A 25,827-nucleotide genomic window follows, 5' to 3' on the forward strand; every position below is an offset into this window, starting at 1 on the left:
AAAAATCGGAGGATGCCGCTGTCATCGTTAACGCTAATACTTAGAAACTGTTTAAATCTTGTATAAAAAAAATGATCGTCATTCTGAACTTGTTTCAGAATCTATCTTAAAAGACCCTGAAATAAATTCAGGGTGACGGAGTAAAATATTTAGTAAAATTTAAACAGTTTCTTAGTTTTTTACCATAGACTTTATCTAATTAAGAATTTTTTATTCCACCAATCCCAAAGGTTAATCTAAAAGCAAAGTTTCGTCATCATCATCCGTTAAGCTTAGCTGTATGCTATCGCTTCCTGCAATCCCTTCTATCGATCCTCTAATGTGTGTAGCATTTAATAATACTTTTTCTAATTGCTTTTCTCTGGCTTTCCATAAACGTTCCATTGCATCACGTTCTCGCTGAATGGATAATTTCATACTCATAAATCCTTCTCTGATGGCTTTCCACTGCTCAGAAAATTCTGCTCCCGTAAGGTAATCATAAAGCATATGCATTTTATCTCCACGGTTTTCTTGCGATTTCATTGCCGTTGATAAACGTAAAATGCCATCTCGCAACACATATGCCACAGCACTAACTTCTTCAAAAGAACAAATCCAAACGCCATCACGCTGTCCAAAACTGCTCATACCTTTTGGGTAACATTGACTAACGATAACAGCTACATCAACGCCCATACTTCGCATATCTTTCTTCAGTTTTTCAATCCAATCACCACCAAAATCTTTGGTACGTTTACTTTCATAAATAATTTTTCCACTTTCTTGTCCAAATTGATTACGCACCACTTGCACACAATCCGCACCACGAACACCTTTTCCTACTTCTTCAATTAAATCGAAAGGGAAATTACTCCTCAATAATTCTTCTAAAATTAATTCCTGAACCTCTCCTTGCAACTGCATGCTACCTTGCTCGGCCTTGCGTTTCATTTCTTCTGCAAGCTTTTTCTGATCGTCTAGCTGCTTTTCAAGCTCCTTTAAGCGCAGCTGATGCTCGGTATCTTTAATGCTGTTTTTTTCTGCTTCTTGTTTACGAATTTGCTCAACCAACTCATTACGTTGCTCTTGCATTTTACGCTGAAATGCAAGTTCCATTTCTTCTTCTTTTACTTTCAGGCTTTCTTCTCTACGTAAAAATTCGATTTCCTTTTCACGAGCAAGTTTTAACTTTTCTGCATTATCTTTAGCATTACCTTCAAGCATCTGAAGTTTTGTTTCAAAATCAGCAGCAATAGTTTTTCGTAAATTCTCTTCTAAATCACCTTTTAGCTTTGTTTTTTCTTCAGCCAGTTTTAGTTCGAAAGATTTTAGTTGTTGCTGTTTTTCTGCATCGAGGGTAGCCAACTTACGTTGAAATTCTTCATCCTTTTGCTTGGTGAAGGTGACCATTTTCTCTCTAAGCTCTTTCTTATAATCTTCAGCCATTGCTTCTTCCATAGGAAAAACGTGGGCACAATTAGGACATTTTATTTCAGTTGGCATGTATTTATATTTTTTACCGTAGCGATTGCGTGGCTATACAAAGATATTAAAGCTTTTTAATTGATAATCATTGCGGGATTAAGAACTCTTTTGCATATTGGATTTCTTACACGAATTAGACTTTATAAAACTGTTGATTTAATTAGGCTTCCAAAACTTAATATTTTACTTACCGGGCACTTTGAGGCAATATCTTCTAACCTAAGTTTCTGCTCATCAGTTAAATCCCCGGTGCAAACAATTTCCTCTACAAATACATTTTCACCGTTTTCTATTTCAGCAGTTACAGTTACATCTATTTTTTCAACTAGCCAGTGCTTTCTATCAACATACATCCTTAATGTAATGGCTACACAAGATGCTAAAGAGGCCATTAGCAAGCCTTTTGGAGCAAAACCTTTATGTGTACCACCCAATTCTATCGGTTCATCTACTATAACCTCATGAGATCCATTTGTAACCGAGCATGCATAATGCTCCTTATTTATTGTTGCTTTTACCATTTATCTGTTTCGTAAGTTTTTAAATTTAAGAATATCGATTCTTTATTTCGAATTAAAATATCGAAAACACTGTATAATAATTTATTAAAAACTTTATGAAATAGCATTTGTTCTTTTTAAAACTACCGACTATGAATTACAGAAAAATGTTAACGAAACATCTTATTAAAAGATCAAACAACAATGCACAGGTTGCAATTGCCTTAGTTGCCGGTTTAGCTGCCGGTGCTATAATTAGTGTTTTATTTGCGCCAGATAGTGGAGCGGAAACCAGAGAAAAACTTGCAGATAAAGCCAAAGATTTAAAATATAATTTTCAAGACAGATATGAAGAGCTGAGAAAAAAAGTATTTGGTGTTGAAGCTGTAGAAGCAGATATTGTAGAGCACGAAGTGCCTCATTTTAAGCATACAAAAACGGCAAGAAAAAAATCAGACATAAGCGCAATATTGGAAGATGCACACCAAAATACCCAGGTACAAGAAGGACAAGGGTAAGAATGATTCAAAAGCAGAATTTAAATCTTAATTTTATCCATGCTTTTTATCCTTTCTAAAATCCTTTTCTTTTTTCTTAAACCAATTGTCTGGATATCCATTTTACTTTTAATTGCTCTTTTTTCAAAAAATGGAAGAAAAAGAAAACCACTTATTTTAACAGCTTTTATTCTTCTTTTTGTATTTGCTAATTCTTATTTAGTAGGCAAAGTATTTAATGCTTACGAGGCTGAATATCCAATAGACAAAAAATTTGATGTGGGAATTGTTTTAGGTGGGTTTTCAGGAATAAATGAACGCAACAATCAAACCCAATTTAATTTTAGTGGAGATAGACTTTTTCAAGCCATTAAGCTTTATAAAAAAGGTAAAATAAGTAAGATTTTAATTTCTGGAGGAAGTGGCAATTTGATTAACACAAAAGTTAAGGAGGCCGATTTAACAATTAACTATTTAAGGGAAATAGGCATTCCTGATGCTGATATTTTAATTGAAAACCAAAGTAGAAATACAGTAGAAAATGGTAAAAATAGTTATGCTATTATCCAAAAGTACAAAGCAAATGCAAGTGTTTTGGTTATTACAAGTGCTTGGCATATACCAAGATCCAAGTTAATTTTTAACACCGTTTTTGGTAAAGATTTATCCTATTATCCTACCAATTACCTTGGAGAAACTGAATACTATTTTAATGATTTCTTAATTCCTAGTGCAGATGCATTAGTTAAATGGGAATTAATTTTAAAGGAATGGTGCGGCTTAATTGTGGATACTTTTAGAAGTAAAAAATAGTTATAAAACAAGAACGGATCCTGAGTTCAGAATCCGTTCTTATTATTTTGTGAAGTTAAAATCTATCCTTCAATTGCTTTCCAAAGCATATCTTTCAATTCGAGCAGGTTTTTTTCTGCCACAGAAGAAATAAATATAGAAGGCACATTAGGTAAATCTTTCTTCATTTCTTCGGTTAATTCCTCATCCAGCATATCCGATTTTGTAATCGCTAAAACGTGTGGTTTCTGCATCAACTCTGGATTGTAAGATTCTAGTTCTCTTTTTAATATCTCGTATTCTTCTTTTATACTTCTGCTGGTATCAGCTGGTACCATAAAAAGTAAAACTGAATTACGTTCTATATGGCGTAAAAAACGATACCCTAAACCTTTACCTTTTGATGCTCCTTCGATAATTCCAGGAATATCAGCCATTACAAAAGATTTATTATTGCGATAACTAACAATCCCTAAATTGGGCACAATCGTAGTAAAAGGATAATCGGCGATCTCTGGTTTAGCAGCTGAAACCACTGAAAGTAGCGTTGATTTTCCTGCATTTGGAAACCCAACTAAACCTACATCAGCCAAAACCTTAAGCTCTAAAATATTCCAAACTTCTTTTCCTGTTTCTCCAGGCTGCGCAAATCTTGGTGTTTGCAAAGTTGAAGTTTTAAAGTGAGCATTCCCTAAACCGCCACGACCACCAGCCGTTAAAATTTGAGTTTCGCCATCTTTAGTAATTTCAAAAAGCACTTCTCCCGTTTCAGCATCTTTAGCTATGGTTCCAAGTGGAACTTCTAGAATTTCATCTTTACCCTGGCGACCAAATTTATGTGAACTTCCACCTGCCAAGCCGTCTTCAGCAATAATGTGTTTACGATATTTTAAATGTAATAAAGTCCAGATGTTACTATTTCCTTTAACAATAATGTGACCGCCTCTACCTCCATCACCACCATCGGGCCCACCCATTGATGTTAAAATATCGCGATGCAAGTGTGCAGAACCTGCTCCGCCTTTACCAGAACGACAACAAATTTTTACATAATCTACGAAATTTGAACCCTGAGACATATTATTTCTTTTTTAAATAAAAATGGCGGAAAAAATAGAATCCTTTCCGCCATTTACAAAAACTCTTATTAATTAGTATTGATCAATTACAGCGCAAAGATCATTAAATACTGTTTCTATTTCACCAATCCCATTTACTTTATTCAACTTTCCTTGTGCCTCATAATATGGCAACACATGAATTGTTTTATCAAAGTATTCTGAAATACGTTTTTTCAATTTTTCAGCGTCGTCATCTGGTCTTCCACTAACTTTATGACGTTCAGCAATTCGCTTTGTTAACTCGTCCTGATTTACATCTAAAGCAATAACACCAGCAATTTTGCTTCCTTTACGTTCTAAAAATAAATCTAATTCTTCTGCCTGAGGAACTGTACGTGGGAAACCATCAAAAACAAAACCTATAGCATCAGGGTTTTTATCCACTTCCTCTTCCAGCATTGCAATGGTAATCGCATCTGGCACCAATTCTCCATCAGCAAGCAATTGACTAACTTTTTTTCCTAATTCGGTTTGATTCTTTACATGTGCTCTAAAAAGATCACCTGTTGAAACATGTACCAACTGATATTTTGCAATCAGCTTTTCAGATTGGGTGCCTTTACCCGCCCCAGGAGGGCCAAAAAGAACTAAATTAAGCATTAAAGGTATCTTAAAATTTAAAGACCATATTACCATGGCCTTACCAAAAGTATAAACTCAAATGTTAAAATTACAAGCTGCTTTAATGAATGATTTAATAAAATCGAATCTATAAAACAGAATTTAACTATTAAGCCTAAATTAATTTCTATTCAATAAATCAAATGGTTTAAGCAAACTACCCAATAATTATTGAGTTTTAATGTTAAAAACCATTCTAGCATATCAACACATTTTCACGTTTATTGATACATTAATCTGAAAGGATAATTGTTACGTTCCAACTCTATTCCCTTTTGTATCTATCTTTAATAACAGGCACATCCGCTAATTAATGTCCTACTATCCTTTCAAGGCTGCAAATATATAATTATTAATTTAGATGCTGTTAAAAATGATTATTTATTTGAAGGAATCCTGTTAAAATGCCAAGTTTATTTACCTTTTAAAAGAAATTTTGCAATTGCATGATTGCAACTGAAGAAGATTGGAAACAAAAAAGCCTTAGATTTCTCTAAGGCTTTAAGTGCACTTGTAGGGATTCGAACCCCAAACCTTCTCATCCGTAGTGAGATGCTCTATCCAATTGAGCTACAAATGCATTTCCGTTTCGTTAACGGACTGCAAAAGTAAGATTTGAAATTTAATTTCCCAATTTTTTTTGAAAAAAAATCACTTTTTTTAATCTAACCAAATTACTTAAGCACTCAACACATCATTAATTGCTTTAAAATCAGGCAACTCACGTGCATCTTCTAAAATTTCGGCATAAATAATTTTTCCATTCTCATCTATTACAAATGCTGCTCTTTTAGAAACTCCCTTCAATCCGTACACAAATTCTTCATAATATGCACCGAAAGCTTTAGAAACTTCTTTGTTAAAATCAGATAATAAAGGGAATTGATAGTTTTGCTCTGCCTTAAACTTAGCCAAAGAGAAAGGAGAATCTACAGAAATACCAAGCACCTCTGCATTTATACCTTCATAATAACTAAAATTATCTCTCATTGTACACAATTGTTCAGTGCAGGTACCTGTAAAAGCCATCGGAAAAAAGTGAATAATCACTTTCTTACCTTTAAATGCTGCCAATGAAATTTCTGTCAATTCAGAACTGTAAAGTTTAAAATCCGGCGCTTGATCGCCAACTTGTAAAGCCATTTTTGTGTGGTTTAATTATTGTAATTGTATAAATTGATAACGATTAATTTACCATTATTTGATTAATTAGACTGAACTTTTTTCATCTGCTCATTAACAATTGCCAATCCTTCCTCAAAAGAATGTGGCTTGTAGTTTAAATCTTTAATTGTTTTATCTAAAACAAAACCAGTACGTACTGGTCTTTTTGCGGTTTGATTTAAAGATTCAGAACTGATTTCACTCATAATACTTTTATCTAAGTGCCAATAATCGGCAACTTTTCTAACTAAATCAGCAATACTCATGTAATCTTTGCCCGAAACATTGTAAACCCCTTGTGCATCTTTTTCTACAGCCAACAAGCAAGCCTCTGCTAAATCTTCTACAAGAGTTGGCATTCTCCATTGGTCGTTCACTACATTAATAGGCAATCCTTTTTCCAATGCACCTTTAGCCCAAAGCACAATATTACTTCTACTCATATCACTTGTAATTCCATACACTAATATAGTACGTATAATTGCCCAGTTCGCTTTCGAAGCTTTAATAAGTTCTTCAGCCAAAACTTTTGACTCCCCATAATAACTCAATGGATTTACAGCATCTTCTTCTGTGTATGGCCCATCGGCACCATCAAAAACAAAATCGGTACTTAAATGCACTAATTGTATTTTATGTGTTTCGCAAAGCGAGATCAAGTTTTGAACGGCATCTACATTAAGCTGATGGCAAAGTTCTTTATTGGCTTCGCACACATCAACATTTGTCATCGCCGCAGTATGAATAATCGCATCAGGCTTATATCTTTCAATTACGTCTTTTACCTGCTGATTATTAAGTATATCCAATTCGGCATATTCAAAACCATCACTCATAGGATAACGGTTAGCACCTTTGCTTGTAGCAATAAGTTTTACCCGACCTTCATTTAAAATTTTTTCCGTTAATTTCTGTCCTAAAAGACCATTACTTCCGGTTACTAAAACTGTTTTCATACCAACCATTAAAATATTCGATTATTAGGTTCAAATGTAAAAAATGCTTTTTTTAAAACATTAAAAAACCCAAACCTTAATTAAAAGATTTGGGTTTAATTTTATGCTATCAAAATTCTTTAGTTTAAAGGTAAAATCTGGTAAATACTTTTATCGCCCTTTAATATTTCTTTCGAAGTATCTTCAAAACGTTTGTCCCCACTTGGATCACCGCCCCAAGCCTTTCTACCGGCATTAAAATCTGCATAATAATCTGTCCAATTTTTGAAATCTTTTTTAGCAAGCGGCAAAACTTCGGTTATAAATTTCTCAGCCTCATCTTTTGTTAAGTAACCTGCGGCATACCCCATACATGCATTATTAACCAATCGGGCATAATCCCATGCTCTGTGGGCATTTTTTTCTACGTTCCCAGCTTTAAGTTCACCTAAAGTTTTTATCAAATCCTCTTTATTATTAATATCCCACATGCTTTTTAATGTACTTTTAATTGCAGGAGAGTCTGCACCTGGTTTAAATGGAAACTCTAACAACTCCTTATAAGATGCCACAATTTCATCCTTTTCATTACTAGTAATCATTCCATTAACAGCACTTTGCCCACCATAGCCCTCAATAAAATAAACACCACCTAGCATAAAACTACTTAGTTTATCATCTTTAAGTTGATCGGTTTGGGCCTTAGTACCTTGTTCAGACTTAGTTTCATCAGCAGGTTTATTACCCCCGCATGATGCAAAAGAAACACACAAAGCAATAGCTAAGCTGTGTAAAAGCGTTTTTTTCATAATTTTAATTATTAGTTTACAGTTGATTATCTAATAAAATGGCGACAATTATTGCGCCAAAATTCAAAGGCAAATTAGTGTATTAACCTATGTGTTTTAGTTTTAAATTGAGGGCTTTAAAGACGTAAAATTTTGGCTCAAAAAAACTGTTAAAAAAATTTATATAATATATTTAAAATTCGTTAAGAAAAGTTTAACTTTGCCAACCGAATTGGAGCCCTTATAAACAGCTTTAATTCATTGACTGTAATAATTTTACTCACAACAGATATGCCTAACTTAGGAAAAATAGCACAAATTATCGGCCCAGTGGTTGACGTTAGCTTTGCTAATGATGCCCATCTACCTAAAATTTTTGATGCATTAGAAATCAAAAAAGAAAACGGACAAAAAATTGTTTTAGAGGTTCAGCAGCACTTAGGTGAAGACCGTGTACGTGCTATTGCGATGGACTCTACTGATGGTTTAGTTCGCGGAATGGAAGTAGTTGACACTGGTTCAGCGATTAAAATGCCAATTGGCGATCAAATTAAAGGTCGTTTATTTAACGTAGTTGGAGAAGCTATTGATGGTATCAATACTTTAGATAACAGCAACGGTAATCCTATCCATGCTACTCCTCCTAAGTTCGAAGATTTATCAACAGAAACTGAAGTACTTTTCACAGGTATTAAAGTAATCGATTTATTAGAGCCTTATGCAAAAGGTGGTAAAATTGGATTATTTGGTGGTGCTGGTGTAGGTAAAACAGTATTAATCATGGAGTTGGTAAATAACATCGCTAAAGCTTACGCTGGTTTATCAGTATTTGCTGGTGTGGGCGAGCGTACTCGTGAGGGTAACGATTTACTTCGTGAGTTTATCGAATCTGGTGTAATCAACTATGGTGATGAGTTTTTACACTCAATGGAAAAAGGCGGATGGGATTTGAAAGCTGTTGATACTGAAAAATTAAAAGATAGTAAAGCAACCTTGGTTTTCGGTCAAATGAACGAGCCTCCTGGTGCACGTGCTCGTGTGGCATTATCGGGTTTAACTGTTGCTGAATATTTCCGTGATGGTGATGGCGAAGGCGCTGGAAAAGATATTCTTTTCTTCGTTGATAATATCTTCCGTTTTACTCAGGCAGGTTCTGAGGTGTCGGCTCTATTAGGTCGTATGCCATCTGCGGTAGGTTACCAACCAACATTAGCAACTGAGATGGGTTTAATGCAAGAGCGTATTACTTCAACTAAACGTGGTTCAATTACTTCTGTACAGGCCGTTTACGTTCCTGCGGATGATTTAACTGACCCGGCTCCGGCAACAACTTTTGCCCACTTAGATGCAACAACTGTATTATCTCGTAAAATCTCTGAGCTAGGTATTTATCCAGCTGTAGATCCATTAGATTCTACATCACGTATTTTATCACCAGCAGTATTAGGTGATGAGCATTATAACACTGCTCAACGTGTTAAAGAAATTTTACAACGTTATAAAGAATTACAAGATATTATCGCGATCCTTGGTATGGATGAGTTATCTGAAGAAGATAAATTAACTGTACACAGAGCTCGTCGTGTTCAACGTTTCTTATCTCAACCTTTCCACGTAGCTGAGCAATTTACAGGCTTAAAAGGTGTATTAGTTGATATTAAAGATACCATCAAAGCATTTAACATGATTATGGATGGTGAAGTTGATGAGTATCCTGAAGCTGCATTTAACTTAGTTGGTAGCATCGAAGATGCAATCGAAAAAGGTAAAAAATTATTAGCAGAAGCGAATAACTAGTATCGAATTACTTTGATACTCAATTTATAAAAGATGAATTTAGAAATATTAACTCCAGATAAAAAAGTTTACGAAGGTGAAGTAGTAGCCGTTACCGTTCCAGGTACTTTGGGTTCTTTTCAAATTTTGAAAGACCACGCCCCTATCATCTCAACTTTAGAAGATGGAGAAGTTATCATCAAAGGCAATAAAACAGACGAAGAACGCTTTTTTATTAAAGGTGGCGTTGTAGAAGCTATCCACAACAAAATTGTGGTACTTGCAGAAGGTATTGCTTAAATACTAATCAATTTATTTTCAAAAGCCTCCAGATGCAAGTCTGGAGGCTTTTTTATTTTAAAACCAATCCTAACTTCCTATTTAATCGTACCTTAATATAATTGGTTCAGCTAAATATGCTAAGGAATAAAATTCTACTTATTTTCTTTTGTCTAATATTCTCCATTGCCTTATCAAAGGCAGCATCTTTTGTGGAATACAATAGCCTTAATGAATATTTAGCCGCTAACCCTAACGGAAAGCACGATGGAACCGATGGAAACTGGTTAAAAATCGATAGACAAAAAAAAAACGCTGTTTGGAAAAATGCAAACAAAACCAATATTAAAAAGATAAATGGTTTTAAAGAATATAGAAACATTACAGAGCGATCTGATTTTTATAAATGGTATCAACACCAAACAGATTCAGCAGGATTTGAAACCAAATGGGGATTTGCAGCAGCCACAACCACAAAAAAATTAGAGAACTTACTAACTAATGCTGCAGAAATTAGTGGCAGTTCCAACTTTGAAATTAAAGCTTTTGTAGCAGAAGGAAATCAAATTATATTTAATGATATATGGGCAGACTTAAAATTACTTTATGAGCAACCTCCATTAACAGGACAAAAAGCCCAAACTTGGGATGGAAATTTACTACTCAAAGAACAAAACCTGATTGAACCTTATTATCAAAAGCTTAGCTCCTCTTCATTAATTAAACTTGAAAAACTTTTAAAAAAAGAGAACTTCTTTTCCAGACTTTTGCCTGGTTATGAATTTGAAGGTAATTTAATTAGCATCCAAGACCGGTGGTTTTACGGAATGAAAATGATGGGCTACAAAAATCCTGCAATTGAAAAATTCTTCCCTAATATTGAATTAAAAAATAAGCCATAATGAAGCTTAAAAAATCCATTTTTCTCGAAGACAAATCTATTTTACGCCGAAAATTGGATAATTTATAATGCAAGCATAATATTTATACCGTATACCGATTCGATATTTAGTCTACTTCGATCGGCATTAAATCACTATCACAACCAATAATCAAAATTTTATACATGTTTTTAGTCTAAAAAACAGAATTATATTCTTATTTCATTTTTTTTTATTTTCCCTTGCTTATTAATAGACCAAAAACTAAATTGGTTTTATAAACAAATCAATAAAGTAATGACAATTCTAAGCAACATAAATTCAATAAATTCTACTGTTAACGCAGTAAGAAATATTGTGTTATTGCCTGTCATTTTAATTAACCTACTACTCCTAAATATTTTATCGGGTAAAAAGCAGGCGCAGTTTAAGTAATTTTTAAAATTAAAATATAAGCGAGCGCCTCCCACAAAGAGGCGCTTTTTTTAAACAACAAAACACGTGTATAATGAAATATTATAATTCTAACACGATCATTTACCTTGACGGGCGGTTTGAAAAAGCTGTTGATAGTAGCACCGATCTTTACGGGCAGTCGCTACACTATGGTTATGCCGCTTTTGAAGGAATAAGAGCCTACAAAACACACAACGGCAACCGGATTTTTAAAGCCGCTGCGCATTTCGATCGTTTAGAACGTTCGTGCCAATTAGCGAATATTCCTTTCCCATGGGATAAAAATGAACTAATTGCCGCAACTTATAAACTCCTGCAACTAAACAAGTTGAAGGATGCTTATATCCGTCCGCTAGTTTTTTGCCATCCAAATATGAAATTGAATGAGCCAAGTGGTGTTTCAATCTTAATATGTGCATGGGAATGGGATGCCTATTCTGGCAATAAGCTACTAAACTTAACTATTTCTGATTACGAAAGACCGAATCCAAAATCGACTCCAATGGAAGCAAAATTGAGCGGAAATTACGTAAACTCGATATTAGCAACCACTGCGGCTAACATTAAAGGTTATGATGAAGCTTTGCTTTTGGATATGCATGGTTTTGTTGCAGAAGCTTCTGGTGCTAATATTTTTATTGAGAAAAATAACAAGCTATACACTCCATCATTAGGAAATATTTTACCAGGAATTACCAGAGCTACAGTTAAAGAACTTTGTGCCGTTTTGGATATAGAATGTATTGAAAAGCAGCTTACCGTTGAGGATTTAAAAACTGCTGATAGTGCTTTTTTATGTGGTACAGCAACAGAAATTGCAGGCGTGGCCTCAATTGATGAAGTAGTTTATCGTCCGCTTTGGCGAGAATCTTTAGGCTACACCATCCAACGTGCTTACAAAAACCTAGTATTAGAAAAGGTTAACTATGAGGTAATTATATAACACATTTATTTTTTAAAATAGTTCTTTGTATTCTTCAATAAGTTAGTATGTTTGTGATTCACAGTCAAAGACATGAATTTTAACACAAACATTATTAGCAACCTAATTATTGTCATTTCTAGAAATAGAGGTGGAAGTCGTTGCGTATAATAGTAAAATATACAATATCGAAACCGCCTCCGAAACGAGGCGGTTTTTTTTTGCCTCAAAAATTAAAAAACTAACAAAACCAGAACATTACATATTAAACAATGAGCGAATTAAACAAGTACAGTAAAACATTTACACAAGACCCAACACAGCCTGCGGCGCAAGCAATGCTTTATGGAATCGGATTAACCGATGCTGATATGGCAAAAGCACAGGTTGGTATTGCAAGTATGGGTTACGATGGTAACACTTGCAACATGCATTTAAACGACCTTGCAAAAGACGTTAAAAAAGGGGTCTGGGCGAATGATTTAGTCGGCTTGGTTTTTAACACCATTGGTGTGAGTGATGGAATGAGCAATGGAACGGATGGTATGCGTTACTCTTTAGTGAGCCGTGATGTTATTGCTGATAGTATTGAAACCATTTGTGGCGGACAATATTACGATGGCATAATTGCCATTCCAGGTTGCGATAAAAATATGCCAGGTGCTATTATGGCAATGGCTCGTTTGGATCGCCCATCTATTATGGTTTACGGGGGTACTATCGCTCCGGGGCATTATAAAGGGGAAGAATTAAACATTGTTTCTGCATTTGAAGCTTTAGGACAAAAAATCTGCGGCAATCTTTCTGAAGAAGATTTCCAAGGGATTATTAAGCATACTTGCCCAGGTGCTGGTGCTTGTGGTGGCATGTATACCGCAAACACAATGGCGGCTGCTATTGAAGCTTTAGGCATGAGTTTACCATATTCTTCATCAAATCCAGCAGTAAGCGAAGAGAAGAAAAAGGAATGTATTGATGCCGGAAAGTATATCAGAATATTATTAGAGAAGGATATTAAACCTTCTGATATTATGACTAGAAAAGCATTTGAAAATGCGATTCGTGCCATTATTATTTTAGGCGGAAGTACAAATGCGGTACTTCACTTTATTGCAATTGGTAAAGCAATTGGCGTAGAAGTTACTCAAGATGATTTTCAACGTATGAGTGATGAAACCCCGGTTTTAGCCGATTTTAAACCTAGTGGAAAATACCTTATGCAGGATTTGCACCAATATGGCGGAATTCCAGCAGTATTAAAATATTTATTAAACGAAGGTTTATTACATGGTGATTGCCTAACCGTAACTGGACAAACTTTGGCAGAAAATTTAGCAGATGTAAAATCTGTTATTGATTACGATCAAAAGATTATTCAAAAAATAACCGAACCAATTAAAGCAACTGGTCATTTACAAATTCTTTATGGAAACCTTGCTGAAAAAGGTTCAGTTGCAAAAATTAGTGGTAAAGAAGGCGAAAAATTTGAAGGTCCTGCACGTGTATTTGATGGTGAACATGATTTAATTGCAGGCTTATCTACCGGAAGAGTAAAACCAGGTGATGTAATTGTAATTAAAAATGCAGGGCCAATTGGTGCTCCTGGAATGCCTGAAATGCTAAAACCTACATCGGCCATTATTGGTGCTGGCTTGGGTAAATCGGTAGCTTTAATTACCGACGGGCGTTTTTCTGGTGGAACACACGGTTTTGTGGTTGGTCACATCACTCCAGAATCTTACAAGGGCGGTTTAATTGGCTTGGTAGAAGATGAAGATAGGATTTTAATCGACGCTGTAAATAACATTATCAAGTTAGAAGTAAGCGAAGAAATAATCGCCGTGCGGAGAAAAAATTACGTACAACCTCCATTAAAAGTAACCAAAGGAGTTTTGTATAAATATGCTAAAACCGTTTCTGATGCCGCTAGCGGTTGTGTGACTGACGAATACTAAAATCAAAAAATCATCCCCTGGATTAATTGATTACTAAAAAATAAATTATGCAAATAATTAAAAGCCTTCAAAATAGGATTTATGAAATCAGGGGAGAAAGAGTAATGCTCGATTTTGATCTGGCATCGCTTTACGAAGTTGAAACGAAAGTATTAAATCAGGCAGTGAAACGTAACATAAAGCGTTTTCCGGATGATTTTATGTTTCAATTAACTTCAGAAGAGTTTGAAAGTATAAAATTTCAAATAGAAGCAATTAATGATAATCTTTCGTCACAAATTGTGATAAAAGATCAGCCCAACTTGAAGTCACAAATTGTGACTTCAAGTTGGGGCGGTACTCGAAAAATGCCCTACGCTTTTACTGAGCAAGGAGTAGCCATGTTAAGTGGTGTTGTAAATAGCGAAAAAGCGATTAAAATGAACATTGCCATTATGAGAGCCTTTGTTGATGTGCGTAAAATTTTGATAAAACAAAGTAACATTAATGAACAGCTAATAGAAATTAAAGAACGTATTGGTGAACATGATGTTCAACTAAATGAACTTTATGATGCAATGGAAAACTTAATAGATGAAAAAATTGCTCAGATAAAGTGGAAAGACAGAGAAAAAATTGGGTTTAAAATAAAACAATAAATCGAACCAGCAAAGACATAAGTATGGAAACTGCACAAGATATTACAATCGAAAATAAAGAGGAACAGGCAGAAACCTCAAAAAATATATTTAAGGGATCTGGATCTCAGGTTTTATTAAATGGCTTAATTGAGGAAGGCGTAACGACCATTTTTGGTTATCCTGGTGGCGCAATCATGCCAATTTACGATGCACTTTACGACTACGCCGATAAATTGCAACACATTTTAGTTCGTCATGAACAAGGCGGTATTCATGCTGCACAAGGCTTTGCAAGAGCCAGTGGCGAAGTAGGCGTTGTTTTTGCAACCAGCGGACCAGGCGCAACAAACTTAGTTACAGGTTTGGCTGATGCTCAGATTGATAGTACGCCATTGGTTTGTATCACCGGCCAAGTCTTCGCTCATTTATTAGGTACAGATGCTTTTCAGGAAACCGATGTAATTAACATTACCACGCCTGTTACCAAGTGGAATTATCAGGTTACGGATGCAAAAGAAATCCCAGAAGTTTTAGCAAAAGCATTTTATATTGCTAAAAGCGGAAGACCTGGTCCTGTTTTAATTGACATTACTAAAAATGCACAGTTACAAGTTGAAGAATTTCCAGCGTACGTAAAGTGCAACCATATTCGCAGTTATCGTCCAAAACCAAAAGTTAGGGTAGAATATATCGAACAAGCAGCCAAATTAATCAACAATGCTAAAAAACCATTCGTTTTATTTGGTCAGGGAGTAGTTTTAGGCAAAGCGGAAGAAGAATTTAAAACTTTCATTAATAAAAGTGGTATTCCAGCTGCGTGGACAATTATGGGCGAGGGTGCTATTCCAACATCTCACCCTTTAAATGTTGGTATGTTGGGTATGCACGGCAATTATGGCCCGAATGTTTTAACTAATGAGGCTGATGTAATTATCGCCATCGGAATGCGCTTTGATGATCGTGTAACCGGCCGCTTGGATAAATATGCAAAGCAAGCTAAAATTGTTCACTTAGATATTGATCCTGCAGAAATTGATAAAAACGTTAAGGCTGATGTAGGTGTTTGGGGCGATTGTAAAGAAACACTTCCTCTATTAACCAATTTGGTTGAAGAGAAGAAACATGATGATTGGTTAGCAAAATTTAGAGATTATAATCAACAAGAAATAGACCAGGTCATCACACCTGAACTTTACCCTGCTGGTGATGAAATGACAATGGGGGAAGTATTGCGCAATATCAACGAAATATGTGGCGGTGATGCTGTAATTGTTACCGATGTTGGTCAGCACCAAATGGTTGCCTGTCGTTATGCTAAATTTAACAATACCCGCAGCAACATTACTTCTGGTGGTTTAGGCACCATGGGTTTCGGTTTACCAGCAGCAATTGGCGCAAAATATGGCGCTCCAAATAAAACTGTAATTGCCATTATTGGCGATGGTGGTTTCCAGATGACACCGCAAGAATTGGGTACGATTATGCAGTTCGGTGCTGCAGTAAAAATCCTGATTTTAAACAATCGGTTTTTAGGTATGGTACGCCAATGGCAGCAATTATTCCATGAGAAACGTTACTCTTTCGTAAATATTACAAGTCCTGATTTTGTAGCGCTAGCCAAATCTTACTATATAGATGGGCAAATGGTAAATGAACGTGCAAACTTACGTACGGCATTAGAAACGATGATAAACCATGAGGGCTCTTACTTATTAGAAGTTATGGTTGGTAGAGAAAATAACGTTTTCCCAATGGTACCACAAGGTTGCAGTGTTAGCGAAATCAGATTAAAATAATTGCCGATTTAAAGAGAAATTAAAATGAGTACAATAGATCATTTACAAAATAAAAATGCCCCTTTAGTTGATGGCAAAGAGGAATATACGATAACTGTTTATGCCGAAAACCGCATTGGTTTGCTAAACAGGATTGCGATTATATTTTCGAAAAGAAAAATCAATATTGAGAGTTTGAACACCTCCCCTTCTGAAATTGATGGAATTCACCGTTTTAATATTGTGATTCATGAAGGTTATGAAGTGGTGAGAAAATTGGCTCGCCAAATTGAAAAGCAAATTGAAGTATTGAAAGTTTATTTCAATACCAACGATGAGATTATTTGGCAGGAATTAGCACTTTATAAAGTATCAACAGATGAAATTGCAGAAAAAGTAACCGTAGAAAGGTTGCTAAGGCAATATGGTGCAAGTGCCGTTGTAATTAGAAAAGACTATACAGTTTTTGCAGTTACCGGACATAGAGAAGAAACTGATGCCTTAGTGAAAGCTTTAGAGCCTTATGAATTAATTGAATTTGTACGCAGTGCTAGGGTTGCCATTATTAAGGATAGTGCTGGTTTCCACGAAAAACTAAAAGAATTTGAAGCTTTTGAACCTGGTGAAGAATTGGTAGAAAATGAGTTTTTAGAAAAAGGCGAGAAAATTTTCACCATGTAAAGTCAAAGTACCATGAACTGTATTAAAGTAAGACCGATTTTAAGAATATTCGATTACAACAAAGCAATTGAGTTTTATGTAAACTGGTTGGGCTTTAAAATAGATTGGGAACACCATTTTGAGGAAAATACTCCAGTATATATGCAGATTTCCTTAGGTGGAATAGAATTGCATTTAAGTGAGCATCATGGTGATGGAACGCCGGGAACACATGTAAATATCAATTGTGTTGGCTTAAAGGAATTTCATAAATCAATTATTAACAAAAAGTATAAATATAACAGACCAGGCTTAGAAAAGACGTTTTATGAAACATGGTGTGTTACGGTTACTGATCCTTTTAACAACCAAATATCTTTTAATGAGGAGTTAAACGAGGCTGAAAAATTACAAAAAGAATAAAACTAAGACAAATCGTCATTGCGAGGAGGAACGACGAAGCAATCTTTTAAGCAAAACAAATAGGCTACTTCGGCTCATACAGATTTAGCCAGATAAGAATAAAATGATGGATAAAGTATTTGAATTTATAATAAACTCACGAAAGGCATTTATTCAGTTGATTGATGGTTTATCTATCGAACAATTAAATAAAATTCCGGATGGCTATAACAATAACATCATCTGGAACTTTGGCCATATCGTAGTAAGTAGCCAAACACTTTGTTATGTGCGTACAGGCTTGTTGCAAGATGCATCTACAGTTAAGTTTAATGAGTATTACAAAAAAGATACAAAACCAACTTATACTGTAAGCGAACAGGAAGTGGCTGAATTAAAAACAATAGCTATAAAAAGCATTGAGAAAATAATGGAAGACTATACAAATGGAGTATTTACAAATATTACACCTTTTGCTACTGCAACTTATGGAGTACAACTAAATAGTATAGAAGACGTACTAATTACTACTGTTGGGCATGATAATGTGCATTATGGATATGCATGGGCACTTAAAAAAGTAATTACCTAAAATATGCTTTGAAATACTGAGCTGACTTAAATAAACCCGATTGAAGTGGAACCGATTCTTCATCGGTTGAAACAAAAAGCGGGACTGCAATAACCGAAAAGCACTAAAAATTGCTTTTCAATTAAGAAACAAATTAACCATGAAAAAGGGAAAATGTTAAATCCTGAAAATCATGATAAACCGAAAAATAAATAGAAATTAACCAATAAAACGATGTCAAATTATTTTAACACACTACCTCTTAGAGAAAAATTAAACCAATTAGGTGTTTGCGATTTCATGGACAGTTCTGAATTTTTAGATGGCGTAAGTGCTCTAAAAGGTAAAAAACTGGTTATTGTAGGTTGCGGTGCGCAAGGTTTAAACCAAGGTTTAAATTTAAGAGATAGTGGTTTAGATGTAAGCTACACCTTACGTAAGGAAGCAATTGAAGGCAAAAGAGATTCGTGGAAAAATGCAACTGAAAACAATTTTACAGTTGGTACTTACGAAGAATTAATTCCTACAGCCGACGTAGTTATTAACCTTACGCCTGATAAGCAACACACTGCGGTTGTAAACGCTATTATGCCTTTAATGAAAGAAGGAGCTACTTTACTATACTCGCACGGTTTTAACATTGTTGAAGAAGGCATGCAAATCCGTAAAGATTTAACGGTTATTATGGTTGCTCCAAAATGCCCTGGTAGCGAAGTTAGAGCAGAATATGTTCGTGGTTTCGGTGTACCAACCTTAATTGCTGTACACCCAGAAAACGATCCACAAGGTAAAGGATTGGCACAGGCTAAGGCATATTGTGTAGGTACTGGAGGCCACAGAGCTGGCGTTTTAAAATCATCTTTCGTAGCCGAAGTAAAATCTGATTTAATGGGCGAGCAAACTATTCTTTGCGGCTTGTTGCAAACGGGCTCTATTTTATCTTTCGATAAAATGGTTGAAAAAGGTATCGATGCTGGTTATGCTTCTAAATTAGTTCAATATGGTGTTGAGGTAATTACCGAAGCATTAAAACAAGGTGGTATTACAGCCATGATGGATAGATTAAGTAATGTTGCTAAAATTAAAGCTTTTGAAATTTCAGAAGAATTGAAAGACATTATGCGTCCATTATTTCAAAAACACCAGGATGATATTATGAGTGGTGAGTTTAGCAAAACCATGATGGAAGATTGGGCAAATGGCGATAAAAACTTGTTGGCATGGAGAGCCGAAACCGGTGAAACAGCTTTCGAAAAAACTCCTGCTGGTGATGTTAAAATTGGCGAACAGGAATATTTTGATAATTATACTTTAATGGTTGCTTTTGTTAGAGCTGGTGTTGAATTGGCCTTCGAAACTATGGTTCAGGCCGGTATTAAACCTGAATCTGCTTATTACGAATCGTTACATGAAACCCCGCTGATTGCAAATACCATTGCCCGTAAAAAATTATTCGAAATGAACCGTGTAATTTCTGATACGGCTGAATATGGTTGCTACCTGTTCGATCAGGCTTGTAAACCATTATTAGCTGATTTCATGAAAAAAGTTGATGCCGATTTAGTTGGTAAAAACTTTAATACTGGTAAAGATGGAGCCGTTGATAACAGAACTTTAATTGCTGTAAACGATGCCATCCGCAACCACGAAGTAGAAATTATTGGAGCAACATTGAGAAAAGCAATGACTGCAATGAAAGCAATTAAAACAGCATAGAATAAAAAAAAGAATGTCATCCTGAGCTTGTCGAAGGAATTCTTTTTTATTCATTAAAAAGTCTTCAACAAGCTCAGCTTGACAAACATTAAACACTAACAAAATGTCAAAAACATTAGTAGAAAAAATTTGGGATGCACACGTTGTAAAAAGTGAAGAAGGATTTCCTGATATTTTATACATTGATACGCACCTAATTCACGAAGTAACATCTCCACAGGCTTTTGATGGCTTACGTAAAAGAGGTTTACCAGTTTTTCGTCCGCAACAAACTGTTGCTACAGCCGATCATAACGTACCAACCTTAAATCAGTTATTGCCAATTAAAGAAGAGCTTTCTCGCTATCAGGTGGATATGCTAACTAAAAATTGTGCAGAATTTGGAATCGAATTATATGGTTTAGGCCATCCTTTTCAAGGAATTGTGCACGTAATTGGTCCTGAGCTTGGCATTACCTTACCAGGAAAAACGATGGTTTGTGGCGATAGCCACACTTCTACCCATGGTGCATTTGGCGCCATTGCTTTCGGTATTGGTACTTCACAGGTTGAGCAAGTTTTTGCAACACAATGTTTACTACAGCAGAAACCTAAAACCATGAAAATTGAGGTTAATGGGCAGTTAGGCAAAGGTGTTACCGCCAAGGATATCATTTTATATATTATCTCTAAAATATCTGCTGCAGGTGGTACGGGTTATTTTATTGAATATGCAGGTTCCGCTATTGAAGCTTTAAGTATGGAAGCCCGAATGACGATTTGCAATATGAGTATAGAAATGGGTGCCAGAGGTGGATTAATTGCACCCGATCAAATTACTTTCGATTACATTAAAGGTCGCGAGTTTGCACCTGCTGGTGCTGAGTGGGATAAAGCTTTAGCCTATTGGAAAACATTATACAGTGATGCCGATGCAAAATTTGATAGCGTTTTAACTTTTGATGCCGCTGATATTGCGCCAATGATTACCTATGGTACAAATCCGGGCATGGGCATGGGCATCCAGGAACATATTCCTGCAACAAATGCACAACCAGAAAAGGAAAAACTTTCTTACCAAAAAGCTTTGGATTATATGGGCTTTGATGATGATGCATCATTAATCGGCAAACCTGTTGATTACGTTTTTATTGGTAGTTGCACCAATTCTCGTATTGAAGATTTACGAGAAGTAGCTGATTTTGTGAAAGATAAACGCAAAGCTGATAATGTTACCGTTTGGATAGTACCAGGTTCTAAGCAGGTAGAGCAACAAGCCAAAAACGAAGGTTTAGATAAAATTTTCGAAGCAGCAGGCTTTCAACTACGTGAACCAGGTTGTAGTGCATGTTTGGGAATGAATGAAGATAAAATTCCGGCAGGAAAGTACTGCGTTTCTACATCAAATAGAAATTTTGAAGGTAGACAAGGACAAAATGCCCGTACCCTTCTTGCAAGCCCTTTAACCGCAGCAGCAGCGGCAGTTACTGGCAAAATTACCGATGTAAGAGAGTTGTTGGAAGAGGTTTAGTATGATTTTAGAAGTTGCCATATTAAATGTAAAAATTGGATTATCAGCTGATTTTGAGAAAGCTTTTAAACAAGCAGAAAAAATCATTTCTTCCATGAGTGGTTACGTTTCACACCAACTTCAAAAATGTATAGAAGTAGAAAACAAATATATTCTACTGGTTAATTGGGAAACTTTAGAAGCGCACACCAAAGGTTTTAGAGCTTCAGCAGAATATCAGGATTGGAAAAAGTTACTCCATCACTTTTATGATCCTTTTCCTACGGTTGAGCATTTTAAAAAAATAAATGATTAAATGGAAGCATTACAAGAAATACAAAACCAATTTAATGCGGTATCTGAAAAGTACGACAGGCAAAGGCGTTTTCTAATTCCTTGCTTTGATGATTTTTATGGAACTGCCTTAACCCTATCAGAAGAAGTTTCAACGGTAAAAAATATTTTGGATGTTGGAGCTGGTACCGGATTAATGAGTGCTTTTTTTCATGAAAAATACACAAATGCTAAAATAACATTGATTGATATTTCTAGGGATATGCTTAAAAAAGCCGAAGACCGTTTCCAGGGGAAGGAAAATATAAATTTCTTAAATGCAGATTTTGCTACGGTTGATTTACCCGAAAACCATTACGATTTGGTGGTTTCAGGATTGGCAATTCATCATTTACCAAATAAATTAAAGCAGCAACTCTTTAGTAAAATTGCGAAAACGTTAACTCCCGGAGGTTGGTTTATTAATGCCGATCAAGTTTTAGGAGAAACAGATTTAACAGAAAAGATTTATACAGAAAACTGGAAAAACCATGTTCAGCAGAATATAAATTTATCTCAAGAAGAAAAAGAAAGTGCCTTTGAGCGAATCAAAGTTGATATTATGGCTCCTTTGAAAGCCCAATTAACCTGGATTGAACAAGCAGGAATGCAGAATGCAAATTGCTACTACCAATATTACAACTTCGTAGTTTTTGCAGCAAATAAATAATTAAAACGTTGTGGCATCTTATTAAATGCCCTCATTTATAAAGTGAAATCATAGTAAAATGAAAAAGTTCACAAAATTAACATCGGCAGTAGTGCCTTTAAATATAGAAAACATTGATACCGACCAGATTATTCCGGCTAGGTTTTTAAAAGCAACCACCCGTGAAGGCTTTGGCGAAAACTTGTTTCGCGATTGGCGCTATGAAAATAACAATCAACCAAAGGCTGATTTTGTTTTAAACAACCCAACATATAGCGGGCAGGTTTTGGTAGCGGGTAAAAATTTCGGTTGCGGTAGTAGTCGCGAGCATGCTGCATGGGCAATTCAAGATGCAGGTTTTGATGTTGTAATCAGTAGCTTCTTTGCGGATATTTTTAAAGGAAATGCCTTAAATAATGGCTTGTTACCAGTTCAGGTGAGTGATGATTTTTTAGCACAAATTTTTAAAGCGGTAGATGATAATCCAAAATCGCCTTTAGAAGTTGATTTAGAAAACCAAACTGTAACGATTGTAGAAACTGGAGCAAAAGAAACGTTTGAAATCAATCCTTACAAAAAATCATGCTTAATAAATGGCTATGATGACATAGATTTTATCTTAAATCAAAAACAGTTAATAGAAGAATTTGAGAAGAGGTAGTAAGGAAGCTAAATACGTCACCCTGAATTTATTTCAGGGTCTGACATACAGATTTAACCTACTTGAAAGATGCTGAAATAAATTCAGCATGACGACAGTAATTAAAATCATTCCGCTAAGAATAATACTAATCATGAAAGAAAGTATAGTCAGCATCCAAAATTTAAACTTAGGTTATCGCGATAAAGCGGTGCTAAAGGATTTGTATTGGGAAATAAATATTGGCGAAAACTGGGTTGTTTCTGGTGAAAGCGGTAGTGGAAAAACTTCTTTAGCAAAAGCAATTGCAGGTATAATACCAGCGCAAGGCCGCATTGAGGTTGATTTTGATCCGTTAACAAATTTACCAGCAGAAACTTTATTTGTAGAAAGCTGGTATCAGTTTAAGAATTTAGAAGGTGTAGCCAATTTCTATTATCAGCAACGTTATACCAGTCAGCAAACTAAAGAAACTTTAACTGTACATGCCGAATTGGTAGCATATGGTAAAGAAAAAGGACTTCATTTAGATCAGGTTGAGCCTATTTTAGAAGCTTTAAATTTTTCATCATTTGCCAGTTCTCAACTCATTGAATTATCAAGCGGAGAACATAAAAAATTGCAATTGGTTAAAGCCATTTGGTTAAAACCGCAGTTGTTAATCATCGATCAGCCATATACAGGCTTAGATAAACTATCACGCCAAAATTTAAATATCCTGCTGGATGAAATCGCTGAACAGGGTGTTCAATTTATTTTAATTTGTAATGATCCGGAGTTGCCATCTTCTGTTCATCACTTTGCTGAAATTAAAGATGGGCAACTGCACGTTTTAGAATCCAGAGGAATGATTGATTCAACAAACGTACAGCTGGGTGAAATTCCTGATTTCTTAAAGGAATCTCCTGTGTATTCATCCAACAGCATTGTTAAAATGGTTGACGTTAACATTAGTTATGGCGAAAAACAAGTTTTAAAACACATCAACTGGGAAGTTAAGGCTGGTGAAAAATGGCTTTTGCAAGGCCATAACGGCTCTGGTAAATCAACTTTATTGAGTTTGGTAAATGGAGATCATCCTCAATCTTACGCCAATGAACTTTATTTATTTGGCAACAGACGTGGAAGCGGAGAAAGCATTTGGGATATTAAGCAGCATATTGGTTTAATCTCTCCTGAATTTCATTGGTACTTTGACGCCACTTCTACCGTTTGGCAAAGTATTGCATCGGGTTTTTATGATACCGTAGGTTTATTTCAACAGCTACCTTATTCAAAAAGTGCCCAAGTTGATGAACTGATAGAGTATTTCGGTTTAACCGAACATAAAAATGAATTGCTAAATAGCCTCCCACTAGGCAAACAACGCTTGGTTTTATTAGCCCGAACTATTATTAAAAACCCCGAGCTTTTAATTCTCGATGAGCCTTGTCAGGGTTTAGATCAGCAGCAAACGCAGCATTTTAACCAATTGGTTGATGAATTGTGCAGCAACGGAATGACTTTAATTTATGTTGGCCATTTTGAAGCGCAGCTGCCAACCTGCATACAAAAAAGAATATTATTAGAAAAAGGCGAAGTAAAAGTCGTCGAAAGTTTAAATATAGAAATAATAAGCTAATGCAACTTAGCCACAGAAACACGGCCAACACGGAATTAAACCTTTCTGTGGTTTCCGAGATTCCGTGGCAATTAATTAGGCAAAAGCAAAAGAGGAGTTAATAATGAAGAAGAACATTTTAGTAATACCTGGAGATGGTATTGGACCCGAAGTTACAACATGGGGAAAAGCAGCACTAGAGCAAATTGCATCGGCATTTGGTCATGAATTTACTTTTGATGAAGCTTTAATGGGGCATGTAGCAATAGAAGCTACCGGAAATCCACTTCCGGATGAAACCTTAGAAAAAGCAAGAAAAAGTGATGCAATCCTCTTCGGAGCGGTAGGACATGCCAAATACGATAACGACCCAAGTTTAAAAGTTAGACCAGAGCAAGGTTTATTAAAAATCCGTAAAGAATTAGGTTTATTTGCCAATCTCCGCCCAATATTACTATTTGATGAACTTCTCCAGGCATCAAGTATTAAGCCTGAAATTTTAAGAGGAACAGATATTTTGTTCTTCCGTGAGCTAACAGGCGATGTTTACTTCGGTGAAAAAACACGTTCTGAAGATAGAAATACAGCTTCAGATTTAATGATTTACCACCGTTATGAAGTAGAACGCATAGCGCATAAAGCTTACCAGGCTGCACAACAACGCAATAAAAGGTTATGTTCTGTTGATAAAGCCAATGTTTTAGAAAGCTCTCGCTTGTGGCGTGAAACTGTTCAGGAAATTGCCAAGCAGTATCCTGATGTTGAAACCGAGCACATGTTTATTGATAATGCAGCGATGCAGTTAATTAAAAATCCAAAGAAATTTGATGTGGTTTTAACAGCTAACCTATTCGGAGATATTTTAACAGATGAAGCCTCGCAAATTGCAGGTTCAATGGGCATGCTAGCTTCAGCTTCTGTTGGCGAAAGTACAGGTTTCTTTGAGCCAATCCACGGTTCAGCACATGATATTGCTGGTAAAGATTTAGCTAATCCACTGGCTTCTATCCTATCTGCTGCATTAATGCTCGAAATTGGTTTCGGACTAAAAGAAGAAGCTAAATTATTAGTTGATACCATTGACCAGGTATTAAAAGAAGGCTTTAGAACACATGATATTGCCGACCAAACTACAAACCGATTTAAAGTTTTAGGCACAGCTGAAATGGGCAAATTGGTCTTAAAATTCTTATCACAAAAATTAATCAATTCCTAAAC

The 25,827-nt window shown here is 35.5% G+C and carries 26 protein-coding genes and 1 tRNA gene; 19 read left to right on the forward strand and 8 right to left on the reverse strand.

All coding sequences use genetic code 11. The features are described 5' to 3' along the window. Positions 1-231: 231 nt before the first annotated feature. Both EHC72_RS02960 and EHC72_RS02965 read right to left on the reverse strand, forming a co-directional pair. Positions 232-1,485, reverse strand: a complete 1,254-nt coding sequence (locus EHC72_RS02960; protein ID WP_131535995.1) for a DUF2130 domain-containing protein — start codon at positions 1,483-1,485, stop codon at positions 232-234. 122 nt (positions 1,486-1,607) lie between these two features. After that, a complete protein-coding gene (locus EHC72_RS02965; protein ID WP_131535996.1) occupies positions 1,608-1,988 on the reverse strand; it encodes an OsmC family protein in 381 nt (126 codons plus the stop codon). A 131-nt stretch (positions 1,989-2,119) separates the two neighbouring features. On the opposite strand from EHC72_RS02965, the gene EHC72_RS02970 reads away from it, so the two are divergent. Next, a complete protein-coding gene (locus EHC72_RS02970; RefSeq protein ID WP_131535997.1) occupies positions 2,120-2,485 on the forward strand; it encodes a YtxH domain-containing protein in 366 nt (121 codons plus the stop codon). Between the two features lie 39 nt (positions 2,486-2,524). Further along, positions 2,525-3,277: a YdcF family protein gene (locus tag EHC72_RS02975; RefSeq protein WP_131535998.1), complete on the forward strand. Its 753-nt coding sequence runs from the start codon at positions 2,525-2,527 to the stop codon at positions 3,275-3,277. Between the two features lie 62 nt (positions 3,278-3,339). Here EHC72_RS02975 and obgE read toward each other — a convergent pair whose 3' ends face one another. The 6 genes from obgE to EHC72_RS03005 form a co-directional block, all read right to left on the reverse strand. Beyond that, on the reverse strand, positions 3,340-4,335 hold the full coding sequence (gene obgE, locus EHC72_RS02980; RefSeq protein ID WP_131535999.1) for a GTPase ObgE: 996 nt from the start codon (positions 4,333-4,335) through the stop codon (positions 3,340-3,342). A 72-nt stretch (positions 4,336-4,407) separates the two neighbouring features. Next, entirely contained in the window at positions 4,408-4,977 is a 570-nt protein-coding gene (locus EHC72_RS02985; protein WP_131536000.1) for an adenylate kinase, read from the reverse strand. A 527-nt stretch (positions 4,978-5,504) separates the two neighbouring features. Then, positions 5,505-5,578: transfer RNA gene (locus EHC72_RS02990), tRNA-Arg, on the reverse strand. A 98-nt stretch (positions 5,579-5,676) separates the two neighbouring features. Next, entirely contained in the window at positions 5,677-6,141 is a 465-nt protein-coding gene (locus EHC72_RS02995) for a redoxin domain-containing protein (protein WP_131536001.1), read from the reverse strand. Between the two features lie 62 nt (positions 6,142-6,203). Further along, the gene (locus tag EHC72_RS03000; protein WP_131536002.1) at positions 6,204-7,118 is read right to left on the reverse strand and encodes an SDR family oxidoreductase; all 915 of its coding nucleotides are present in this window, start codon (positions 7,116-7,118) and stop codon (positions 6,204-6,206) included. Positions 7,119-7,237: 119 nt separating this feature from the next. Further along, positions 7,238-7,906, reverse strand: a complete 669-nt coding sequence (locus EHC72_RS03005) for a DUF1266 domain-containing protein (protein WP_131536003.1) — start codon at positions 7,904-7,906, stop codon at positions 7,238-7,240. Positions 7,907-8,176: 270 nt separating this feature from the next. Here EHC72_RS03005 and atpD point away from each other — a divergent pair, with 270 nt between their 5' ends. The 17 genes from atpD to leuB all read left to right on the forward strand — a co-directional run bounded on the left by atpD (position 8,177) and on the right by leuB (position 25,825). Then, positions 8,177-9,682, forward strand: a complete 1,506-nt coding sequence (gene atpD, locus EHC72_RS03010; RefSeq protein ID WP_131536163.1) for a F0F1 ATP synthase subunit beta — start codon at positions 8,177-8,179, stop codon at positions 9,680-9,682. Positions 9,683-9,715: 33 nt separating this feature from the next. Continuing rightward, a complete protein-coding gene (atpC, locus tag EHC72_RS03015) occupies positions 9,716-9,961 on the forward strand; it encodes an ATP synthase F1 subunit epsilon (protein ID WP_131536004.1) in 246 nt (81 codons plus the stop codon). A 116-nt stretch (positions 9,962-10,077) separates the two neighbouring features. Continuing rightward, the gene (locus EHC72_RS03020; RefSeq protein ID WP_131536005.1) at positions 10,078-10,842 is read left to right on the forward strand and encodes a hypothetical protein; all 765 of its coding nucleotides are present in this window, start codon (positions 10,078-10,080) and stop codon (positions 10,840-10,842) included. Positions 10,843-11,329: 487 nt separating this feature from the next. Next, positions 11,330-12,220 carry a branched-chain-amino-acid transaminase gene (ilvE, locus tag EHC72_RS03025; RefSeq protein WP_131536006.1) on the forward strand — a complete coding sequence of 297 codons (891 nt, stop codon included), beginning with the start codon at positions 11,330-11,332 and terminating at the stop codon, positions 12,218-12,220. Positions 12,221-12,471: 251 nt separating this feature from the next. Next, positions 12,472-14,154 carry a dihydroxy-acid dehydratase gene (gene ilvD / locus EHC72_RS03030; protein ID WP_131536007.1) on the forward strand — a complete coding sequence of 561 codons (1,683 nt, stop codon included), beginning with the start codon at positions 12,472-12,474 and terminating at the stop codon, positions 14,152-14,154. A 47-nt stretch (positions 14,155-14,201) separates the two neighbouring features. After that, positions 14,202-14,792: an ORF6N domain-containing protein gene (locus EHC72_RS03035; protein ID WP_131536008.1), complete on the forward strand. Its 591-nt coding sequence runs from the start codon at positions 14,202-14,204 to the stop codon at positions 14,790-14,792. Between the two features lie 23 nt (positions 14,793-14,815). Next, a complete protein-coding gene (gene ilvB / locus EHC72_RS03040) occupies positions 14,816-16,570 on the forward strand; it encodes a biosynthetic-type acetolactate synthase large subunit (protein WP_131536009.1) in 1,755 nt (584 codons plus the stop codon). Positions 16,571-16,594: 24 nt separating this feature from the next. Next, on the forward strand, positions 16,595-17,230 hold the full coding sequence (gene ilvN, locus EHC72_RS03045) for an acetolactate synthase small subunit (RefSeq protein WP_131536010.1): 636 nt from the start codon (positions 16,595-16,597) through the stop codon (positions 17,228-17,230). Between the two features lie 12 nt (positions 17,231-17,242). Then, positions 17,243-17,632 (forward strand): glyoxalase superfamily protein, encoded by a 390-nt coding sequence (locus EHC72_RS03050; protein ID WP_131536011.1) that lies wholly within the window; start codon positions 17,243-17,245, stop codon positions 17,630-17,632. Between the two features lie 103 nt (positions 17,633-17,735). Further along, complete coding sequence (locus EHC72_RS03055) at positions 17,736-18,203, forward strand: DinB family protein (RefSeq protein WP_131536012.1); 468 nt, start codon at positions 17,736-17,738, stop codon at positions 18,201-18,203. 213 nt (positions 18,204-18,416) lie between these two features. Then, entirely contained in the window at positions 18,417-19,898 is a 1,482-nt protein-coding gene (gene ilvC / locus EHC72_RS03060; protein WP_131536013.1) for a ketol-acid reductoisomerase, read from the forward strand. 103 nt (positions 19,899-20,001) lie between these two features. Then, positions 20,002-21,408, forward strand: coding sequence for a 3-isopropylmalate dehydratase large subunit (gene leuC, locus EHC72_RS03065; RefSeq protein ID WP_131536014.1), 1,407 nt, complete (start codon positions 20,002-20,004; stop codon positions 21,406-21,408). 1 nt (position 21,409) lies between these two features. Next, positions 21,410-21,703, forward strand: coding sequence for an antibiotic biosynthesis monooxygenase family protein (locus tag EHC72_RS03070; protein WP_131536015.1), 294 nt, complete (start codon positions 21,410-21,412; stop codon positions 21,701-21,703). Beyond that, complete coding sequence (locus EHC72_RS03075; protein WP_131536016.1) at positions 21,704-22,390, forward strand: class I SAM-dependent methyltransferase; 687 nt, start codon at positions 21,704-21,706, stop codon at positions 22,388-22,390. Between the two features lie 58 nt (positions 22,391-22,448). After that, positions 22,449-23,030, forward strand: coding sequence for a 3-isopropylmalate dehydratase small subunit (gene leuD, locus EHC72_RS03080; protein WP_131536017.1), 582 nt, complete (start codon positions 22,449-22,451; stop codon positions 23,028-23,030). A gap of 133 nt (positions 23,031-23,163) precedes the next feature. Continuing rightward, complete coding sequence (locus tag EHC72_RS03085; RefSeq protein ID WP_170311707.1) at positions 23,164-24,630, forward strand: ATP-binding cassette domain-containing protein; 1,467 nt, start codon at positions 23,164-23,166, stop codon at positions 24,628-24,630. 103 nt (positions 24,631-24,733) lie between these two features. Further along, positions 24,734-25,825 (forward strand): 3-isopropylmalate dehydrogenase, encoded by a 1,092-nt coding sequence (gene leuB, locus EHC72_RS03090; protein ID WP_131536018.1) that lies wholly within the window; start codon positions 24,734-24,736, stop codon positions 25,823-25,825. Positions 25,826-25,827 lie beyond the last annotated feature (2 nt).

This window comes from Pedobacter nototheniae (assembly GCF_004335085.1).
In the GTDB taxonomy this organism is placed as follows: domain Bacteria; phylum Bacteroidota; class Bacteroidia; order Sphingobacteriales; family Sphingobacteriaceae; genus Pedobacter; species Pedobacter nototheniae.

Coding starts and splice junctions, on each gene's coding strand:
- EHC72_RS03055 (WP_131536012.1), top strand. CDS start 17,736: ATGATGGATAAAGTATTTGAATTTATAATAAACTCACGAAAGGCATTT.
- EHC72_RS02970 (WP_131535997.1), top strand. CDS start 2,120: ATGAATTACAGAAAAATGTTAACGAAACATCTTATTAAAAGATCAAAC.
- EHC72_RS03035 (WP_131536008.1), top strand. CDS start 14,202: ATGCAAATAATTAAAAGCCTTCAAAATAGGATTTATGAAATCAGGGGA.
- EHC72_RS03070 (WP_131536015.1), top strand. CDS start 21,410: ATGATTTTAGAAGTTGCCATATTAAATGTAAAAATTGGATTATCAGCT.
- ilvN (WP_131536010.1), top strand. CDS start 16,595: ATGAGTACAATAGATCATTTACAAAATAAAAATGCCCCTTTAGTTGAT.
- EHC72_RS03085 (WP_170311707.1), top strand. CDS start 23,164: ATGAAAGAAAGTATAGTCAGCATCCAAAATTTAAACTTAGGTTATCGC.
- EHC72_RS03075 (WP_131536016.1), top strand. CDS start 21,704: ATGGAAGCATTACAAGAAATACAAAACCAATTTAATGCGGTATCTGAA.
- ilvB (WP_131536009.1), top strand. CDS start 14,816: ATGGAAACTGCACAAGATATTACAATCGAAAATAAAGAGGAACAGGCA.
- EHC72_RS02960 (WP_131535995.1), bottom strand. CDS start 1,485: ATGCCAACTGAAATAAAATGTCCTAATTGTGCCCACGTTTTTCCTATG.
- EHC72_RS03000 (WP_131536002.1), bottom strand. CDS start 7,118: ATGAAAACAGTTTTAGTAACCGGAAGTAATGGTCTTTTAGGACAGAAA.
- EHC72_RS02975 (WP_131535998.1), top strand. CDS start 2,525: ATGCTTTTTATCCTTTCTAAAATCCTTTTCTTTTTTCTTAAACCAATT.
- EHC72_RS03005 (WP_131536003.1), bottom strand. CDS start 7,906: ATGAAAAAAACGCTTTTACACAGCTTAGCTATTGCTTTGTGTGTTTCT.
- obgE (WP_131535999.1), bottom strand. CDS start 4,335: ATGTCTCAGGGTTCAAATTTCGTAGATTATGTAAAAATTTGTTGTCGT.
- EHC72_RS03050 (WP_131536011.1), top strand. CDS start 17,243: ATGAACTGTATTAAAGTAAGACCGATTTTAAGAATATTCGATTACAAC.
- atpC (WP_131536004.1), top strand. CDS start 9,716: ATGAATTTAGAAATATTAACTCCAGATAAAAAAGTTTACGAAGGTGAA.
- leuC (WP_131536014.1), top strand. CDS start 20,002: ATGTCAAAAACATTAGTAGAAAAAATTTGGGATGCACACGTTGTAAAA.
- atpD (WP_131536163.1), top strand. CDS start 8,177: ATGCCTAACTTAGGAAAAATAGCACAAATTATCGGCCCAGTGGTTGAC.
- ilvC (WP_131536013.1), top strand. CDS start 18,417: ATGTCAAATTATTTTAACACACTACCTCTTAGAGAAAAATTAAACCAA.
- ilvE (WP_131536006.1), top strand. CDS start 11,330: ATGAAATATTATAATTCTAACACGATCATTTACCTTGACGGGCGGTTT.
- EHC72_RS02995 (WP_131536001.1), bottom strand. CDS start 6,141: ATGGCTTTACAAGTTGGCGATCAAGCGCCGGATTTTAAACTTTACAGT.
- leuD (WP_131536017.1), top strand. CDS start 22,449: ATGAAAAAGTTCACAAAATTAACATCGGCAGTAGTGCCTTTAAATATA.
- ilvD (WP_131536007.1), top strand. CDS start 12,472: ATGAGCGAATTAAACAAGTACAGTAAAACATTTACACAAGACCCAACA.
- leuB (WP_131536018.1), top strand. CDS start 24,734: ATGAAGAAGAACATTTTAGTAATACCTGGAGATGGTATTGGACCCGAA.
- EHC72_RS03020 (WP_131536005.1), top strand. CDS start 10,078: ATGCTAAGGAATAAAATTCTACTTATTTTCTTTTGTCTAATATTCTCC.
- EHC72_RS02985 (WP_131536000.1), bottom strand. CDS start 4,977: ATGCTTAATTTAGTTCTTTTTGGCCCTCCTGGGGCGGGTAAAGGCACC.
- EHC72_RS02965 (WP_131535996.1), bottom strand. CDS start 1,988: ATGGTAAAAGCAACAATAAATAAGGAGCATTATGCATGCTCGGTTACA.